Source organism: Rhizobium sp. UFLA01-1127 (assembly GCF_059803845.1).
Genome location: NZ_JAUQTZ010000027.1, coordinates 39,960 through 57,330 on the forward strand (window position 1 = coordinate 39,960; position 17,371 = coordinate 57,330).

Consider the following 17,371-nt stretch of genomic DNA (forward strand, 5'->3'; position numbering starts at 1 on the left):
TGAATAGCGATATCTGGTTTCCAGGGGACAAGCGGAATATGGTCGATTGCGTGTCGAGTGAGCGTCATCAGATGTGGAAAGCTGTGATCGCATTGCCTTTATTGGCAGCCTTGCTCGGAAGTTGCGGAACCTCCGCCAACAAAGATACCTACGATCTTTCCGCGTCGGTGAAGGCGAATGGGCCGTCTGCCAAGAACCGGCAGATCCTCATCCCGCCGCCGACCGCTCTGCAGGCGCTTGACAGCAACCAGATCGTCATCCGCGTCTCCCCTTCGGCAATCCAGTATCTCGGCAAGTCGCAATGGAGCGACAAGCTGAGCAAGATGGTGCAGTCGAAACTTGTCGAGGCTTTCGAGAATACCGGCAAGCTTGGCGGCGTCGGTGTGCCAGGCCAAGGGCTTGCGATCGACTATCAGATCGTGACCGACATCCGCTCCTTCGAGATCAATGCCTCCGGCGGCCAGAAGACGGCGACGGTCGAGATTTCGGAAAAGATCCTGAACGACCGCACGGGTACGGTGAGGGCGCAGAACATCTTCCGCAAAGTCGTGCCCGTCAGCGGCGGCAGCAATCCCGATTTCGTTCGGGCGCTCGATACGGCGTTTGCCGGTGTCACCAGCGAACTCGTCGACTGGACGCTGCGCTCGCTGTAAAGACGCTTAAAGTGCATTCCGATCTTTCGGATTCGCTTCTTGCGCTTTGAGTGGCACGCCTTAACGCTCCATGAGCTCTTTCAATGTCTTCAGATCCCGCATGATATGTGCGGCATCGGCTGCGAATTGCTCCTCGGTCATGCCCGGAAGCCGGAGCAGGGTGAACATGACCTCGCATCCGTCGCCATTCGGCACAATCCTCAGGGAATTATGAACCTGCATGCCGGTTTCCAGGGTCACCAGATGATCGATGACGCCGAAGTCGTTTCGCGGTGCGAAACGCACGCGGGCGGCGCCGAGTGCACCTTCTGCGATCCAGTCATCCCCATCCTGCGTCAGTCCGGATGCCAGGCCGGAAGCCCAGAACGGCATGTTTTCCGGGCGACTGGCGTAGTTGTAGACGTCCGTCCAGCTACGGTCGATGGAGATGTGCACGATTTTCGCGCTCATGGTCGACATGGTGGTTTCCTCCTCTATATCATCAGCGATGGGGTTGCGTTCGGCGCAGCAAGCGCTGGTGCGGAAATGGGTGAAACACGAATCCCGCAACATTTTTGCACAGTCCTGCAAAGGGAACGATTCACGCCTTTCGCAGGCTTGCCGTTTTCCGTCCGGAGTGCAACAACAGCCCCAACGCAGGGCTGTCGCCGGTCGCGCAGGGCGCCGGTGGTATTGCGTCACATCGGATGTTGCTGCGCCTCCGGATTTTCCGGGTAGGCCGGACGCAGTCAACGACTCATTGGAGGATTGTCGTGGAAAAGGCAGAAATCGGGCTGATCGGTCTCGCGGTAATGGGATCGAATCTGGCGCTCAACATTGCTGAAAAAGGCAACAAGATTGCAGTTTTCAACCGTACGCCGCAGGTAACGGATGAATTTTATGCGAATGCGGGCGCGCTCAAGGACAAGATCATTCCTTGCAAGACGATCGAGGAGTTCGTCGAAGCGATCCGTCCGCCGCGGCCGATCATCATCATGATCAAGGCCGGCGAGCCGGTCGACCAGCAGATGGCGGCCTTGCAGCCGCATCTCGACAAGGGCGACATCATGATCGACGCCGGCAATGCCAATTTCCGCGACACGATCGCCCGTTTCGACCGCCTCAAGGACACCGGCCTGACCTTTATCGGCATGGGTGTTTCCGGTGGCGAGGAAGGTGCGCGTCACGGCCCGTCCATCATGGTCGGCGGCACGGAAGACTCCTACAAGCGTGTCGAGAAGGTGTTGACCTCGATTGCGGCCAAGTACAATGACGATCCCTGCGTTGCCTGGCTCGGCAACGACGGGGCAGGACATTTCGTCAAGACGATCCATAACGGCATCGAATATGCCGACATGCAGATGATCGCCGAAATCTACGGCATTTTGCGCGACGGCCTCGGCAAGAGCGCCGCCGATATCAGTTCGATCTTCGGCGGGTGGAACAAGGGCCGCCTGAACTCCTATCTGATCGAGATCACCGAAAAGGTTCTTGCCGCCAAGGATCCGGCGACCGGCGGCGCCATGCCGGATGTCATCCTCGATAAAGCCGGCCAGAAGGGTACCGGCAAATGGTCTGTTATCGAAGCCCAGAATATGGGCATTCCGGCGACCGCCATCGAAGCTGCGGTTGCCGCCCGCAGCCTCTCGGCCATCAAGGGCCAGCGCGAGGCCGCCGAAAAGATCTTCGGCGCGCCTGATTATAAGTTCCCGATCGCTTTCGGTTCCGAGCTCCTGAAGGATCTCGAGCTTGCACTGTTCGCCGCCAAGATCGGTGCCTATGCGCAAGGCTTCGCCGTCATGGCCGAGGCCTCGAAGGAGTTCAACTGGTCGCTGCCGATGCCCGTTATCGCCAAGATATGGCGTGCCGGCTGCATTATCCGCTCGCAGTTCCTCGACGAGATCACCAGCGCCTTCACCAAGACCCCGGATGCGGCGAACCTGATCGTCACGCCGGCTTTTGCGGAGATGGTCAAGGAATCGATCCCGTCGCTGCGCCGCATCGTATCGGCTGCGACCGCTGCCGGTCTTCCGGTTCCGGCCCTTGCTTCGGCGCTGACCTATTTCGACGCTTATCGCCAGGCTCGCGGCACAGCCAACCTCATCCAGGCGCAGCGCGACTTTTTCGGCGCGCACGGTTTCGACCGCGTCGATGGCAAGGATATCCATCACGGTCCTTGGGGCAGCGGCGCGCAGGGCTGAGAAAACAATCAAATGCGATCGTGAAAAAGGCCCGCCGGAGAAATCCGGCGGGCCTTTTCGTTGTCAGAGCTTTGCGCTTTTCTTCGAATCGCGAAAACGCTCTATTCTTTTGTTTTGCCCAATTCCGGATGGAAAACCGCTTCGCATTTTTCCTGGAATTGTTCTAAATCTTCGGCCAGACGGGTGGGCTGATGCTTTGCAGCAGTTCAGGCTCCACCCCGTCAATGCGGGCGATAACAGCCTTGGCGAGTTCCCGGCCGGCATGGCGGAAATCTTCCGACACCGTGATGATCTCGGGCCTGATCCAGCTCAGGACATCGGCCGATTGCTTGGCGACCATGTCGATGTCGCGGCCGAGACGGAAGCCCGCCGCTTCGATGCCGGCATTGACGGCGATGGCGCCGCCGCTGCTGGAGCAGATGATCCCGTCGGGCGCATGCGGAGAGCGCATCAGGGCTTCGGTCGCGTCCTTGATGTCGGCGAGCGCGTTATCGGTGGTTATCCTGAGCGGGATCTCCTCGGCACCATATTGATGCAGGCCCGTCTGAAAGCCGATGCGGGTATGGGAGTAGTATGTGAGCTTGCTCGATGGCTGCAGCAGGGCCAGACGCCGCCGCCCTCTGGCGACCAGCGCACGGACGGCCTCGTGCGCGAAGGCTTCGTTGTCGAAGTCGTGGAAGGGGTGGATGATACCCATATCCGTCCGCCCGTGCGTGGCGAAAGGCATGTTGCGATCATGCATGAGTTCGACGCGCGGATCGTCCGGCTCCGTTCGCGATATGATGACACCATCGGCGGAGCCCGTGTCGAGGATATAACGCACCGGTACCAGCGGGTCCTTGCTGTGCGAATGCGGCGTGATGACCAGGTGATATTGCGTACCGGCCAGGACCTCGGAGATGCCGAAGACGATGTGACTGGTAAAGCCCATGATTTCTTCGTCGATGCTCAGCACCAGCGCGATGACATTGGTTTTGCCGGTTCTGAGGCGCACGCCCGCCCGGTTCGGCTGATAGCCCAGTTGACGGGCGACCATGCGCACCCGTTCCTTCGTCTCGGCGCCGATATCGGGAGCGTCCTTGAGCGCGCGTGAAATGGTAGTAATTCCGAGCCCCGTCATGAAGGCGATCGTCTTCAGTGTTGGCCGTTCGGGTTTGGATGGTGTTCCGCCCCCTGAAGTCTTCTTATTGTCCATTCCGTTCAAGCCCGCCTCCCGGCCGCCTCCTGCAGCCAATCCGCTTATGTCACTCACGCCTGCATCGCAAGCGCGGGCGAAACGCGGCGTCTCCTCGCTTTGAATAGAAACTGTAACGATACAGTGCGAATGTCGAGCACTATTTTAGATGCGTCCCTCGACGGAATTTCCAAGGGTTGTATTCGGAGCCGCCGGCATCTGGTTTTCCGTCCATGGAACGGCATCAGAGGAAGTGACTATGCATTTTCACAATTATATTGTTTATAATCAAATATTTAAATTGATATGTATTTTAGCATGCCTGTTGAAAAGCCAGTGCCGGCAGCTCGATTTCTCACGCGGGAATTTAGCCATAGGTTGCATAATTGCTCATTGTCGAAAAAATCTCGAGTTGGCGGTTGCGCAGCGAAAATGATTCGACTACGTTTTTCCGGCAACGTTTCAGTGAGGGAGGAGAACTTCATGAATATTCGTTTAATGGCTGCTGCGCTGGCTGCTTCCGTCGTGTTGCCGCTTGGTGCGGCCAAGGCGACCGACCTGGAGGTAACCCATTGGTGGACTTCGGGCGGCGAAGCGGCCGCCGTGGCCGAGTTGGCAAAGGCTTTCGACGCCACAGGCAATCATTGGGTCGATGGCGCGATTGCCGGCTCGGGAGGTACTGCACGTCCGATCATGATCAGCCGCATCACCGGCGGTGATCCGATGGGCGCCACCCAGTTCAATCACGGCCGTCAGGCCGAAGAACTGGTGCAGGCGGGCCTCATGCGCGACCTGACCGATGTCGCGACGCGGGAACACTGGAAGGACATCGTTCGTCCGTCCAGCTTGCTCGATTCCTGCACGATCAACGGCAAGATCTACTGCGCACCGGTCAACATCCATTCCTGGCAGTGGCTCTGGCTTTCGAATGCCGCCTTCAAGAAGGCCGGCGTTCCGGTTCCGAAGAACTGGGACGAGTTCGTCGCCGCCGCGCCCGCGCTGGAGAAGGCCGGCATCGTTCCGCTTGCCGTTGGCGGCCAGCCCTGGCAGGCGACCGGCGCGTTCGACGTGCTGATGGTCGCCATCGCCGGTAAGGATACCTACCAGAAGGTATTCGGCGAAAGAGATGCCAAGGTAGCGGCTGGCCCGGAAATCGCCAAGGTCTTCAAGGCTGCCGATGACGCCCGCAAGATGTCCAAGGGCTCTAACGTTCAGGACTGGAACCAGGCCACGAACTTGGTCATCACCGGCAAGGCCGGTGGTCAGATCATGGGCGATTGGGCGCAGGGCGAGTTCGCCTTGGCCGGCCAGAAGGCCGGCACGGACTACACTTGCCTTCCGGGTCTCGGCGTCAACGAAATCATCTCGACAGGCGGTGACGCGTTCTACTTCCCGCTGCTGAAGGATGAGGCCAAGTCAAAGGCTCAGGAAGCTCTTGCCAAGACGCTCCTCGATCCGAAGACGCAGGTTGCCTTCAACCTGAAGAAGGGCTCGCTGCCCGTGCGCGGTGACGTGGATCTCGCCTCCGCAAACGATTGCATGAAGAAGGGTCTCGAAATCCTGAAAAAAGGTAACGTGATCCAGGGTACGGATCAGCTTCTTTCTGCGGATACGCAGAAGCAGAAGGAAGATCTGTTCTCCGAGTTCTTCGCCAATCCGTCGATGACGCCGGAAGCGGCTCAGAAGCGCTTCGTAGAGATCATCGCTGCTGCCGAATGATCTCTGTCTTCTCGCCGCAGTGATACCGGCCCGGCGTTGCGGGTCGGTATCTTGGCCGGGACACGTTCCGTGATCCGGCCAGCTACGGCGCCTCTCAGGTGGCGGATCCACAGGGATGTGACGGTCGGCCGCCAATGAGGAGGGAGCGACAGGCGCCGGGCCACGACCCGGGTCTGATCATCGAAGCAATTGCGCTTCAGAAGGAGCTACAATGACGGGTCACGCGAAAGCCGGCCGGCCAAATCAATTTCTGCGCAATCTGAATTCGAAGATTGCATCCATTCCAATGATCCTGACGGCCGTCGTCATCTTCCTTGGCGGCACAATCTGGACCGTGGTGTATTCCTTCACCAATTCAAAGCTGCTGCCACGTCTCAGCTTCGTCGGACTGGACCAATACCATCGTTTGTGGGCAGCGCCGCGCTGGGTCGTGTCCATCGAAAACCTTGCCGTTTACGGCATTCTTTCCATGATCTTCAGTCTCGTCATCGGCTTTGTGCTGGCTGCGCTGATGGACCAGAAGATCCGGTTCGAAAATACGTTCCGCACGATTTTCCTCTATCCTTTCGCCCTCTCTTTCATCGTCACCGGCCTCGTCTGGCAGTGGTTGCTCAATCCCGAATTCGGTATCCAGTCCGTGGTGCGTTCGCTGGGTTGGACGACCTTCGCTTTCGATCCGCTCTATACGCCAAGCATCGTCATTTATGGCGTGCTGATCGCCGCGCTCTGGCAGGGGACGGGCCTCGTGATGTGCTTGATGCTCGCCGGCCTTCGCGGCATCGATGAAGACATCTGGAAGGCAGCGCGGGTGGACGGGATACCCATGTGGAAGACCTATCTGTTCGTCGTCATTCCGATGATGCGCCCGGTCTTCATTACAACTCTGGTCATCATCGCCAGCGGTATCGTCAAGGTCTACGATCTCGTCGTCGCGCAGACGAGCGGCGGACCCGGCATCGCTTCGGAAGTCCCGGCGAAATACGTCTACGATTACATGTTCCAGGCGCAGAACCTCGGTCAGGGATTTGCAGCTTCCACCATGATGCTGGTGACCGTCGCGATCGTCGTCATCCCTTGGGCTTACCTGGAATTCGGCGGAGGGCGCAAACGTGTCTGATACTATTACTCTCAAGAATGCGAACGGCGGTGCGGCCTCGACGGACAAGACGCTCTCCGGACCGAGCGGCCGCAAGCCGCGCCGGGTGATTTCGGGCCGCAACATCATGCTTTACGGCACGCTCTTCGTTGCCGCGGCCTATTATCTGTTGCCGCTGTACGTGATGATTGTCACTTCGCTGAAGGGAATGCCGGAAATCCGGCTTGGCAACATCTTCTCGCCGCCGCTCGAGATCACGTTCGAACCATGGGTGAAGGCCTGGGCAACGGCTTGCACCGGTCTCAATTGTGACGGTCTCTCCCGCGGCTTCTGGAATTCCGTGCGCATCACCGTGCCGTCCACGATCCTCTCGATCGCGATTGCTTCGGTCAATGGCTATGCGCTCGCCAACTGGCGGTTCAAGGGCGCGGATTTCTTCTTCTCGATCCTCATCATCGGCGCGTTCATCCCCTATCAGGTAATGATCTATCCGATCGTCATCGTGCTGCGCGAAATCGGTATCTACGGCACGCTCAGCGGACTTATCCTGGTGCACAGCATCTTCGGCATGCCGATCCTGACCTTGCTGTTCCGCAATTATTTCGCATCGCTGCCCGTGGAGCTCTTCAAGGCTGCGCGCATCGACGGCGCCGGCTTCTGGCAGATTTTCCTGCGCATTATGCTGCCCATGTCGCTGCCGATCTTCGTCGTCGCCATGATCCTGCAGATCACGGGTATATGGAACGACTTCCTGTTCGGCGTCGTTTTCACCAGGCCGGAATATTATCCGATGACCGTCCAGCTCAATAATATCGTCAATTCCGTCCAGGGCGTGAAGGAATACAACGTCAACATGGCGGCAACGATCCTTACGGGCCTTGTTCCACTTATCGTCTATTTCGTCTCCGGACGGCTTTTCGTTCGGGGCATCGCCGCCGGCGCAGTGAAGGGGTGATCCATGAACAGCAGCGTTTCCATCAAAGACCTGTCCCTCGATTTCGGCGCGGTCACCGTTCTGAAGAACCTCAATCTCGAGATCAATGACGGCGAATTCCTGGTGCTTCTCGGTTCGTCGGGCTGTGGCAAGTCGACCTTGCTCAATTGCATTGCCGGCCTGCTCGACATCACAGAAGGCCAGATATTCATCAAGAACAAGAACGTCACCTGGGAAGAGCCCAAGGATCGCGGCATCGGCATGGTGTTCCAGTCCTATGCCCTCTATCCGCAGATGACGGTCGAGAAGAACCTGTCCTTCGGCCTGCGCGTTGCCAAGGTGCCGCAGGCGGAGATCGATAAGCGTATCGCGCGTGCCGCCGAGATCCTGCAGATCCAGCCGCTGCTGAAGCGCAAGCCGGCCGAGCTTTCGGGCGGCCAGCGCCAGCGCGTCGCGATCGGCCGCGCCTTGGTGCGCGATGTCGATGTCTTCCTCTTCGACGAGCCGCTGTCGAACCTCGATGCCAAGCTGCGCTCGGAGCTGCGCGTGGAAATCAAGCGGCTGCACCAGTCGCTGAAAAACACCATGATCTACGTCACCCACGACCAGATCGAAGCGCTGACGCTCGCCGACCGCATCGCGATCATGAAGAACGGCGTCATCATGCAGCTCGACGATCCCACGACGATCTATAATGAACCGCGCAATCTTTTCGTTGCCGGCTTCATCGGATCGCCGTCGATGAACTTCCTCAAGGGCGAGCTGGTGAACCGTGAAGGCAAGGTCGTGTTCGCAACCAACGACGTGCTGTTTTCTCTCGATGGCTACAAGGCCGGCGAGGTTCTTCAAGCGGGCCGCAAAGTTGTGCTGGGCGTCCGTCCGGAGCACATCAAGGTCAACGAAGAGGGGGCGTCCGGCGGGGAAATTCACAATGCTACCGTCGATATCGAGGAGCCGATGGGCGCCGACAATCTGCTCTGGCTCAAGCATGCCGGCCATACCATGTCGGTTCGTGTCAACGGCGCCAGGCGCTTTGGCCCCGGTTCGGCAGTGAAACTCGGTTTTGACATGTCTCTCGCATCGCTCTTTGATGCCCAGACAGAACTCAGAATATGATCTCATGCCCGGAGGCGGTCCGACCGCCTCCACCTTACAGCGGTCCGGGGAGGTCCGATGTCGTCTTCGCTTAATGATAACTTCACCGTCAATCTGGCCGGGTCGTGGAGACTGACGTCTCCCGACAGCGACCACTCACTTTCCATATCTCTACCCGGCGATGTCCACTCGGCCCTCCATGCAGAGAGGCTTATTCCCGATCCCTATTTCGCTCGCAACGAAGACGTCGTGCAGTGGGTCGCCAAGCAGGACTGGGAATTGACGCGCAGTTTTACGCTCGATGACGCCGATGGGGACTGGTATCTTGACATCGACTATCTCGACACGATCGCCAGCGTCTATGTCAACGACGCGCTCGTGCTGGAGGCCAACAACTGCTTCCAGCGCTATCGCCCGGATGTTTCCAAAGCGCTGAAGACGGGCGAAAATATCATTCGCATCGTCCTGCACTCGAGCATTGCGGCCGGTGCCGCCCTGCAGGCGCAACAGCCTTTCTACATTCCCTACAGCACCGGCAATTCGCCGATCCCGAACGGCAACATGCTGCGCAAGCCGCAATGCCATTTCGGCTGGGACTGGAACATCGCGATCGCGCCGCTCGGCCTTTATGGCACCATCGCGCTGAAGAAGCTCGAGATCGCACGCATCGAAAATGTCGTCACGCAGCAGATTCATAATGACGACGGCTCGGTCGACCTCAAGGTGACGGTAGCGCTGTTTGCCAAGGGGACGGGGATTGCGCAGCTCTACTTTTCGCTCGATGATGAGCGGGTGCGCCTCGACGTCGGCGTCAATGCCGGCGAAACGTCGATCACCCATTTCTTCCATATCGACAAGCCCAGGCTCTGGTGGCCGGCCGGCAATGGCGAACAGGTGCTTTATGCCTTGTCCGTGGAAACCAATTTCGAAACCGTCATGCGGCAGATCGGGCTGCGCACGATCGAGCTGATCACCACCGAGGATGAAGCGGGCAGTCGTTTTGCCTTGAAAATCAACGGCTGCGAGATCTTTGCCCGTGGGGCCAACTGGATTCCGGCCGATGCACTATTTTCCCGCTCCAACCCGGCTGCGACCGAGAATCTGCTGCAGTCCGCGGTCGATGCCAATATGAATGCGATCCGCGTCTGGGGCGGCGGCTTCTATGAGCATGACTGGTTCTACGACACCTGCGACCGCCTGGGGCTGATGGTGTGGCAGGACTTCATGTTCGCCTGCAATCTCTATCCGTCGACGAACGACTTCTTGGAGAATGTCGAGGCCGAGGTGGGCTATCAGGTGCGCCGGCTTGCGACACATCCCTCGATCGTTCTCTGGTGCGGTGACAATGAGCTGGTTGGCGCTCTCACCTGGTTCGAGGAGTCCCGCAAAGATCGGGATCGCTATCTCGTCTCCTACGACCGCCTGAACAGGACCATCGAGACGGCGATGAAGAAGGCGTTGCCGGATGCAATCTGGTGGCCGTCGAGCCCGGCTTCGGGTTATCTCAATTTCGGCGACGCCTGGCACGCCGATGGCTCCGGCGACATGCATTACTGGTCGGTCTGGCACGAGAACAAGTCTTTCGACAATTATCGGACCGTGCGCCCACGCTTCTGCTCGGAATTCGGCTTCCAGTCCTATACCTCGCTGCCCGTCATCAAGACCTATGCTGAGGCGAAGGATATGAATATCGCTTCCCCGGTCATGGAACTGCACCAGAAGAATGCCGGCGGCAACGAGCGTATCGCCGGCACGATGTTCCGCTACTTCCGCTTCCCGAAGGATTTTCCGAATTTCGTCTATCTGAGCCAGGTTCAGCAGGGCCTCGCGATCAAGACGGCCGTGGAATATTGGCGGTCGCTGAAGCCGCATTGCATGGGCACCATCTATTGGCAGCTGAATGACACCTGGCCGGTGGCCTCCTGGTCCAGCCTGGATTACGGCGGCCGATGGAAGGTGATGCACTATCTGGTGCGCCGCTTCTTCCAGCCCGTGTCCGTCGCGGCAATTCCCTCGGAAGACAACAAGACGATCCGCTTCTCTCTGGTCAACGATACCAATGCCGACGTGGTGGTCGATATTTCGGTGTCGCTGCTCAAGCTCGATGGCGAGCGCGTGCCGCTGGCGACGGCGCATGCCGTCTGTACGCCGGATGCGGCCGTTACGGCATTGTCGATCGATGCGGATCAGGTGCCGGCCGACTGCCTGCTGGCGTGGCGTTTCACCGCATCGAATGGAATGGGCGGCGAGGGGCACTATGTCCACGGCACCTACAAGGCGCTCGAGCTTCAGCCTGCCGGCTTGACGTTGCTGAGCGAGGAGAGGGAGGAAAACGGGACGGTGGAACTCACCGTCACCGCAAAGGGACTTGCGCTGTTCGTGATGATCGAGAGCGATGCGGAGGGACGCTATTCCGACAACGCCTTCGATCTTGCCGCCGGCGAGAGCCGCCGCATCGTCTTTACGCCCGCCAAGCCGCTCGCAAGTGGCGTGCCGGACTTCCGCATCTACGATTTACAATCCAGCCAGTCGGTGGCCAGCCAGTCGGCGGATTGAGTTATCGCGCCGTTAAGACGGCGTTTTCGGGGCCACAAGCCCAAGACAGACGGCCCGAAGGCCATTGGAGGAGTATCTATGACGAAACTTGGATTTCAGCTTTATAGCGCCCGCAATTTCCAGCCCTATTCGGAGATCTTCGTAAAGCTCGGCAAGGCCGGTTATGCCGAAGTGGAAGGTTTTGGCGGCATCTATGCCGATCTGGATGAGGCCGGTCTCAAGAACCTGCGCGCTGAACTCGACAAGAACGGCCTGCGGATGGCAAGCGGCCATTTCAGCCCGGATTTTCTCGACGGCGAAGTGCAGAAGTCGCTTACCATCGCCAAGACCCTCGGCATGGATTCGATCTACGCTCCGCACATTGCTGCCGACCAGCGCCCCACCGACGCAGCAGGCTGGCGTACTTTCGGCAAACGCCTGCATGAAATGAGCAAGCCTTACAAGGACGCGGGCTTCGAATTCGGCTGGCACAATCACGACTTCGAATTCGTCAAGCAGGCGGACGGCTCGCTGCCGATCGAGCAGATATTCGAAGGCGCGCCGGATATTTCCTGGGAAGCCGATATCGCCTGGGTCATCCGCGGCGGCGGCGATCCCTTCGCCTGGATCGAAAAGCTCGGTCCGCGTATCACATCCGTTCACGTCAAGGACATTGCACCGGCTGGCGAGAACAAGAACGAGGATGGCTGGGCCGATGTCGGTCACGGCACGGTTCCGTGGGCAAGGCTGCTCAAGGCGCTCGCCAGCACCAAGGCCAAGCATTTCGTCGTCGAGCATGACAATCCGAGCGATGTCGATCGCCTGATCACGCGCTCCATCGCATCCTTCAAGAGCTTTTGAGGCACTTCCACATGACTAAGGAACTTGGCGTCGGCATCATCGGATGCGGCAACATCTCAACGACCTACTTCTCGCTCGCACCGCTCTTCAGGGGTCTGAAGGTGCTGGCCTGCGCGGATATCAACATGGATGCGGCGCGGGCACGCGCTGAGGAATACAGGGTCAAGGCTCAGACCATCGACGAGCTGCTCGCCAATGACGAGCTCGATGTCGTCGTCAACCTGACTATTCCGGATGCGCATTTCCCGGTTTCCAAGCGCATTCTCGAAGCCGGCAAGCACGTCTACTCCGAAAAACCGCTCGTGCTGACGCTGGAGCAGGGCGAAGAGCTGCGCCGCATCGCCAAGGAAAAGGGGCTGGCCGTCGGCTGCGCTCCGGACACTTTCCTCGGCGGCGCACATCAGCTGGCCCGCAAATTCATCGATGACGGCGGTATCGGCCGCATCACTTCCGGCTCTTGCCATGTGATGAGCCCCGGCATGGAAATGTGGCATCCGAACCCGGACTTCTTCTTCCTGCCCGGCGGCGGCCCGATCCTCGATCTCGGCCCTTATTACGTCGCCAATCTGATCAACCTGATCGGCCCGGTGAAGCGTGTCGGTGCCATGACCTCCATGGCGTCGCCGACCCGTACGATCACCAGCCAGCCGCGCAATGGCGAGATCATTCCGGTCAAGACGCCGACGACGATCCAGGCTCTGCTCGAATTCGTCAGCGGCGCCCGGATCACGCTGACGGCGAGCTGGGATGTCTGGTCGCACCGCCATGCCAATATGGAGCTCTACGGCACCGAGGGTTCGCTCTACGTGCCCGATCCCAACTTCTTCGGCGGCACCGTCGAGGCAAGCGGCCGCGACAAGGATATCAAGCCGCTGGAAAACTGGGCGCATCCTTTTGGCATCGTCAATCAGGAAAGCCCGAACGGTTCGCGCGCCAACTACCGTACGGCCGGCCTTGCCGACATGGTAGCATCGCTGATCGACGGACGCGATGCCCGTTGCTCGCTCGACCGCACCCTGCACGGCGTCGATGTCATGACCTCGATCCTGAAGTCGGGCGAGGAGGGGCGTTTCATCGATCTGACCACGACCTGCACGCAGCCGGCGGCCCTCGGCATCGAAGAGGCGCAGGCACTCTTGAAGTAAGCGCAGGAAGAGCTAGTTTGCGCGCGGGTGACCAACCCCGCGCGCTTTTTCATCTCGAAGGAATTCCACCATGGCCTGGCAACCGGCATCCGATCGCTATTCAAAAATGAAGTACAACAGGACCGGCCGTTCCGGTCTGAAGCTGCCGGCGGTCTCGTTGGGGCTCTGGCACAATTTCGGCGGCGATACGCCGCATGACCGCAAGATCGACATGTGCCGCACGGCCTTCGATCTCGGCATTACCCATTTCGACCTCGCCAACAATTACGGGCCGCCTCCGGGCAGCGCCGAGACCGCGTTCGGCGAGATCCTGCGCACGGACTTCGCCGGCCTGCGCGACGAGCTCATCATCTCCTCCAAGGCAGGTTACGACATGTGGCCCGGTCCTTATGGCGAATGGGGCAGCCGCAAATATCTGATCGCCTCCTGCGACCAGAGTCTGAAGCGCATGGGCCTCGACTATGTCGACATCTTCTACTCCCACCGCTTCGACCCTGATATGCCGCTTGAGGAGACTTGCGGCGCGCTCGACCATATCGTTCGTTCAGGCAGGGCGCTCTATGTCGGCATTTCCTCCTACAACTCACAGCGTACGCGTGAGGCGGCCGCCATCCTCAAGGACCTCGGCACGCCATGCCTGATCCATCAGCCGAGCTATTCCATGCTCAACCGCTGGGTCGAGGATGATGGTCTGGTGGATACGCTCGAAGATCTCGGCATTGGCTCTATCGTCTTCTCGCCGTTGGCTCAGGGCATGCTCTCGACCAAATACCTTGGCGGCATTCCGGAAGACAGCCGCGCGGCGCAGAATCACTTCCTGAAGCGCGACTTCATCCGCCCGTCGATCATCGACAATATCAGAAAGCTCAACGAGATTGCCGAAAAGCGCGGCCAGACGCTTGCGCAGATGGCGATCGCCTGGGTGCTGCGCGGCGGCCGCATCACCTCGGCCCTGATCGGCGCCAGCCGTTCGTCGCAGATTGTCGATTGCGTCAAGGCGCTCGACAATCTCGAATTCACCGCCGAAGAACTGAAGCAGATCGATGTCTATGCCAAAGAGGCCGACATCAACCTCTGGGCCAAATCCGCGGAACGCGATTGACGACCTTAAGGCGCCCGGAACCGGTTTCCGGGCGTTTTACTTACATTGCCGCTCATCGTGTTCTCTGGAGGAGGGAGTTTCATGATCCGTAATCCGATCCTGCCGGGTTTCAATCCCGATCCGTCCATCTGCCGTGTCGGCGAGGACTATTATATCGCCACCTCGACTTTCGAATGGTATCCGGGCGTTCAGATCCATCATTCACGAGATCTGGTGAACTGGACGCTCGTCAGGCGGCCGCTGGGGCGTGCGTCTCAGCTCGATATGCGCGGCGAACCCGACAGCTGCGGCATCTGGGCGCCCTGCCTCTCCTATGCGGACGGGCTGTTCTGGCTCGTCTATACCGACGTCAAGCGCTACGACGGCAACTTCAAGGACGCGCATAATTACATCGTGACCTCGCCGACCATCGAAGGCGAATGGTCCGAGCCTGCCTATGTCAATTCCTCCGGTTTCGACCCGTCTCTGTTCCACGACGATGACGGGCGCAAATGGTTCGTCAACATGCAGTGGAACCATCGCACGGAGAGCTATGGCGGCTCGCCGAAAACGCCGGCTTTCGACGGCATCCTGCTGCAGGAATGGGATCCGGCGACGAAATCGTTGAAAGGACCCATCAGGAACATCTTTGCCGGCACGGAACTGGGGCTTGTCGAAGGACCGCATCTCTTCAAGCGCAGCGGCTGGTACTATCTGACCACGGCCGAAGGCGGTACCGGTTACGATCACGCCGTGACCATGGCGCGATCCCGCGACATTGCCGGGCCATACGAACTGCATCCGAACAAGCACCTGATCACCTCGAAGGATCATCCGGAAGCGGCACTGCAACGTGCGGGCCATGGCCAGTATGTGGAAACCCATGACGGGCAATTCTACCATACGCATCTTTGCGGGCGTCCTCTGCCGCCGCATCGCCGCTGCACGCTCGGCCGCGAAACGGCTCTGCAGAAATGCGTGTGGAAAGAGGATGGCTGGCTTTATCTCGAAAACGGCACCGGTGTTCCCGATGTTGACGTTGCTGGCCTAAATGGTGCCCAGCCTATCGAGAAGCCGCGCCGCAGCGGCTATAATTTCGATGAGCACGAATTACCGATGGATTTCCAATGGCTGCGCACACCGCAGCCGGAACGCATCTTCAGCGTAACGGATCGCCCCGGCCATTTGCGGCTTTTCGCCCGGGAGAGCCTCGGTTCCTGGTTCGAGCAAGCGCTCGTCGCCCGCCGTCAGGAGCATCACAGTTTCCGCGCAGAAACGGTCGTCGATTTCCAGCCGGACACCTATCAGCAGGTCGCGGGCCTGACGCATTACTACAATCGCTTCAAACTGCATGCCATTGCGGTGACCCTGCATGAGAAGCTCGGTCGCTGCGTCACCATCATGACGTGCCCGGGAGACTATCCGAATGGCCGCCTGAGCTTTCCGATCGAAGGCGGTGTTGCCGTGCCGGCGGGACGGATCCAGCTTGCCATTGAAGTGCGTGACAACGATCTGCAGTTCTTCTGGCAGGCCGAAGGCATGGGCTCATGGGAGGCGATTGGGCCGGTGCTCGATGCGGGCGTCATCTCGGATGAGGGCGGGCGCGGCGAGCACGGCTCCTTCACCGGTGCTTTCGTGGGCATGTTCGCCTTCGACACGTCGGGCAGGGCAAAGACGGCGGATTTCGACTGGTTCAACTACGACGAACTATGAGGTTCCGATGGCTGGCGGCAATGCTCTGTAAAGACTGCCGCCCATCCCCTCCATTACGGAATTGTAATTCGACTGTCAGATTCGTTTCATGTCTGGCACGATACGTTCGCGCGCAGATTCTGAAATGAGGAAACAACCAATGAGAAAAATCTTCGCCGTCCTTCTGGCGGCGTCCGTCTTGGCATTGCCCCTGGCTGCGGCAGCGCAAGTCAAGCCAGCGCCAGCCGGCAAGCAAGTTGTCGTTCCGAAGGAGACGGTGAAGAAGAGGGTGGTCGTCCGCAAGGGCGGCTGGGTGAAAGGGCGCCGTCTGTCGCCTTCCGACCGGCGGCGGGCGGCGGAGATAGACTATCGCGCCTACCGGCTATCCACACCTCCGAGTGGCTATCATTGGGTCCGCATCAACAACAATTTCCTGCTTGTCGGCATTACGAGCGGCCTGATCTCGAAGGTGCGCGAAGCCCGATAGTTCGGATGCGATCATCGCCAAACGAGCCAAGGACGGCATTCGGGACCGTTCATTTTCATTCTGTCTGACGTGCGGAGCGCCAAAAAGAAATCCCCGGCATTTTGGCCGGGGATTTCAGCATTTCGTCTTTTCTCGATCTCAGCTCAGGCGGCCTGCCGCATGTGCCAGCATGGTGTAGACCTTGCCGGTATCCGAGGTGAGATAGGATTGCGTGACGGTGCGGTCGCGATCGGTGCGGGCAACGTCGGCGAGCAGTTTTTCGAAATCGGCGATGTAACGATCGACGGCGGTTCGGAATTCCGGCTCGCGGTCGTACTTGCGCTTGATCTCGTCGAAAGTCTGCTGACCTTTCAGCGTGTAGAGACGGCGGGTGAAGACATCCCGCTCGCCACGCTGATAGCGGCGCCACAGATCGACGGAGGCGTCGTGATCGATTGCGCGGGCGATATCGACTGACAGCGAATTCAGCGACTCGACGACATGACGCGGGTTGCGGGCGACGGGAACGGGTGCCTGTTCCGCCGGAGCTTTCGCCGTCGTCTGGCGGGCTGGCTGCGGACCGGTATTTTCGTCGCGCGAAGCGCCGCGCAGCAGGTCGCTGATCCAGCCGCCACCTGCCGTTTCCTGGCGGGCCGGAGCTGGCGTTTCTGCCGGACGCTGCGGCTGAGCCGCCGGGCGTTCTGCGGCGATGGAGCCGCGCCTGTCTCTTATACACATCT

Annotated in this window: 15 protein-coding genes; 12 read left to right on the forward strand and 3 right to left on the reverse strand. The window is 59.4% G+C overall.

Annotated elements, in window-relative coordinates; all coding sequences use genetic code 11:
• Window positions 1–38: 38 nt before the first annotated feature.
• On the forward strand, window positions 39–653 hold the full coding sequence (locus tag Q4Q11_RS09340; protein WP_112513143.1) for an ABC-type transport auxiliary lipoprotein family protein: 615 nt from the start codon (window positions 39–41) through the stop codon (window positions 651–653).
• A gap of 60 nt (window positions 654–713) precedes the next feature.
• Here the strand turns inward: Q4Q11_RS09340 and Q4Q11_RS09345 are convergent, their stop codons facing one another.
• Window positions 714–1,112, reverse strand: a complete 399-nt coding sequence (locus tag Q4Q11_RS09345) for an SRPBCC family protein (protein WP_498569311.1) — start codon at window positions 1,110–1,112, stop codon at window positions 714–716.
• Window positions 1,113–1,405: 293 nt separating this feature from the next.
• Between Q4Q11_RS09345 and gnd the strand changes: the two genes are divergently transcribed.
• Window positions 1,406–2,833, forward strand: a complete 1,428-nt coding sequence (gene gnd / locus Q4Q11_RS09350) for an NADP-dependent phosphogluconate dehydrogenase (RefSeq protein WP_112513140.1) — start codon at window positions 1,406–1,408, stop codon at window positions 2,831–2,833.
• A 163-nt stretch (window positions 2,834–2,996) separates the two neighbouring features.
• Here the strand turns inward: gnd and Q4Q11_RS09355 are convergent, their stop codons facing one another.
• Window positions 2,997–4,028 (reverse strand): LacI family transcriptional regulator, encoded by a 1,032-nt coding sequence (locus Q4Q11_RS09355; RefSeq protein WP_498569312.1) that lies wholly within the window; start codon window positions 4,026–4,028, stop codon window positions 2,997–2,999.
• Window positions 4,029–4,490: 462 nt separating this feature from the next.
• Between Q4Q11_RS09355 and Q4Q11_RS09360 the strand changes: the two genes are divergently transcribed.
• The 10 genes from Q4Q11_RS09360 (at window position 4,491) to Q4Q11_RS09405 (ending at window position 16,652) form a co-directional block, all read left to right on the forward strand.
• Complete coding sequence (locus Q4Q11_RS09360; RefSeq protein WP_112513094.1) at window positions 4,491–5,726, forward strand: ABC transporter substrate-binding protein; 1,236 nt, start codon at window positions 4,491–4,493, stop codon at window positions 5,724–5,726.
• A gap of 211 nt (window positions 5,727–5,937) precedes the next feature.
• Complete coding sequence (locus Q4Q11_RS09365; protein ID WP_112513095.1) at window positions 5,938–6,843, forward strand: carbohydrate ABC transporter permease; 906 nt, start codon at window positions 5,938–5,940, stop codon at window positions 6,841–6,843.
• A complete protein-coding gene (locus Q4Q11_RS09370; protein ID WP_113214841.1) occupies window positions 6,836–7,777 on the forward strand; it encodes a carbohydrate ABC transporter permease in 942 nt (313 codons plus the stop codon). Before Q4Q11_RS09365 ends, Q4Q11_RS09370 begins: the two co-directional genes overlap by 8 nt.
• A gap of 3 nt (window positions 7,778–7,780) precedes the next feature.
• Window positions 7,781–8,872: an ABC transporter ATP-binding protein gene (locus Q4Q11_RS09375; protein WP_112513097.1), complete on the forward strand. Its 1,092-nt coding sequence runs from the start codon at window positions 7,781–7,783 to the stop codon at window positions 8,870–8,872.
• Window positions 8,873–8,929: 57 nt separating this feature from the next.
• Entirely contained in the window at window positions 8,930–11,407 is a 2,478-nt protein-coding gene (locus Q4Q11_RS09380; protein WP_498569313.1) for a beta-mannosidase, read from the forward strand.
• A 78-nt stretch (window positions 11,408–11,485) separates the two neighbouring features.
• Window positions 11,486–12,247, forward strand: a complete 762-nt coding sequence (locus Q4Q11_RS09385) for a sugar phosphate isomerase/epimerase family protein (RefSeq protein ID WP_113214844.1) — start codon at window positions 11,486–11,488, stop codon at window positions 12,245–12,247.
• Window positions 12,248–12,258: 11 nt separating this feature from the next.
• Window positions 12,259–13,392 (forward strand): Gfo/Idh/MocA family protein, encoded by a 1,134-nt coding sequence (locus tag Q4Q11_RS09390; protein WP_498569314.1) that lies wholly within the window; start codon window positions 12,259–12,261, stop codon window positions 13,390–13,392.
• 70 nt (window positions 13,393–13,462) lie between these two features.
• The gene (gene mgrA, locus Q4Q11_RS09395) at window positions 13,463–14,494 is read left to right on the forward strand and encodes an L-glyceraldehyde 3-phosphate reductase (protein WP_498569315.1); all 1,032 of its coding nucleotides are present in this window, start codon (window positions 13,463–13,465) and stop codon (window positions 14,492–14,494) included.
• Window positions 14,495–14,575: 81 nt separating this feature from the next.
• On the forward strand, window positions 14,576–16,186 hold the full coding sequence (locus tag Q4Q11_RS09400; protein WP_498569316.1) for a glycoside hydrolase family 43 protein: 1,611 nt from the start codon (window positions 14,576–14,578) through the stop codon (window positions 16,184–16,186).
• A 139-nt stretch (window positions 16,187–16,325) separates the two neighbouring features.
• The gene (locus Q4Q11_RS09405; protein ID WP_112513103.1) at window positions 16,326–16,652 is read left to right on the forward strand and encodes an RcnB family protein; all 327 of its coding nucleotides are present in this window, start codon (window positions 16,326–16,328) and stop codon (window positions 16,650–16,652) included.
• Window positions 16,653–16,790: 138 nt separating this feature from the next.
• On the opposite strand, the gene Q4Q11_RS09410 is transcribed toward Q4Q11_RS09405, so the two are convergent.
• The coding region (locus Q4Q11_RS09410; RefSeq protein WP_498569317.1) for a hypothetical protein at window positions 16,791–17,371 on the reverse strand (581 nt) is incomplete at its 5' end.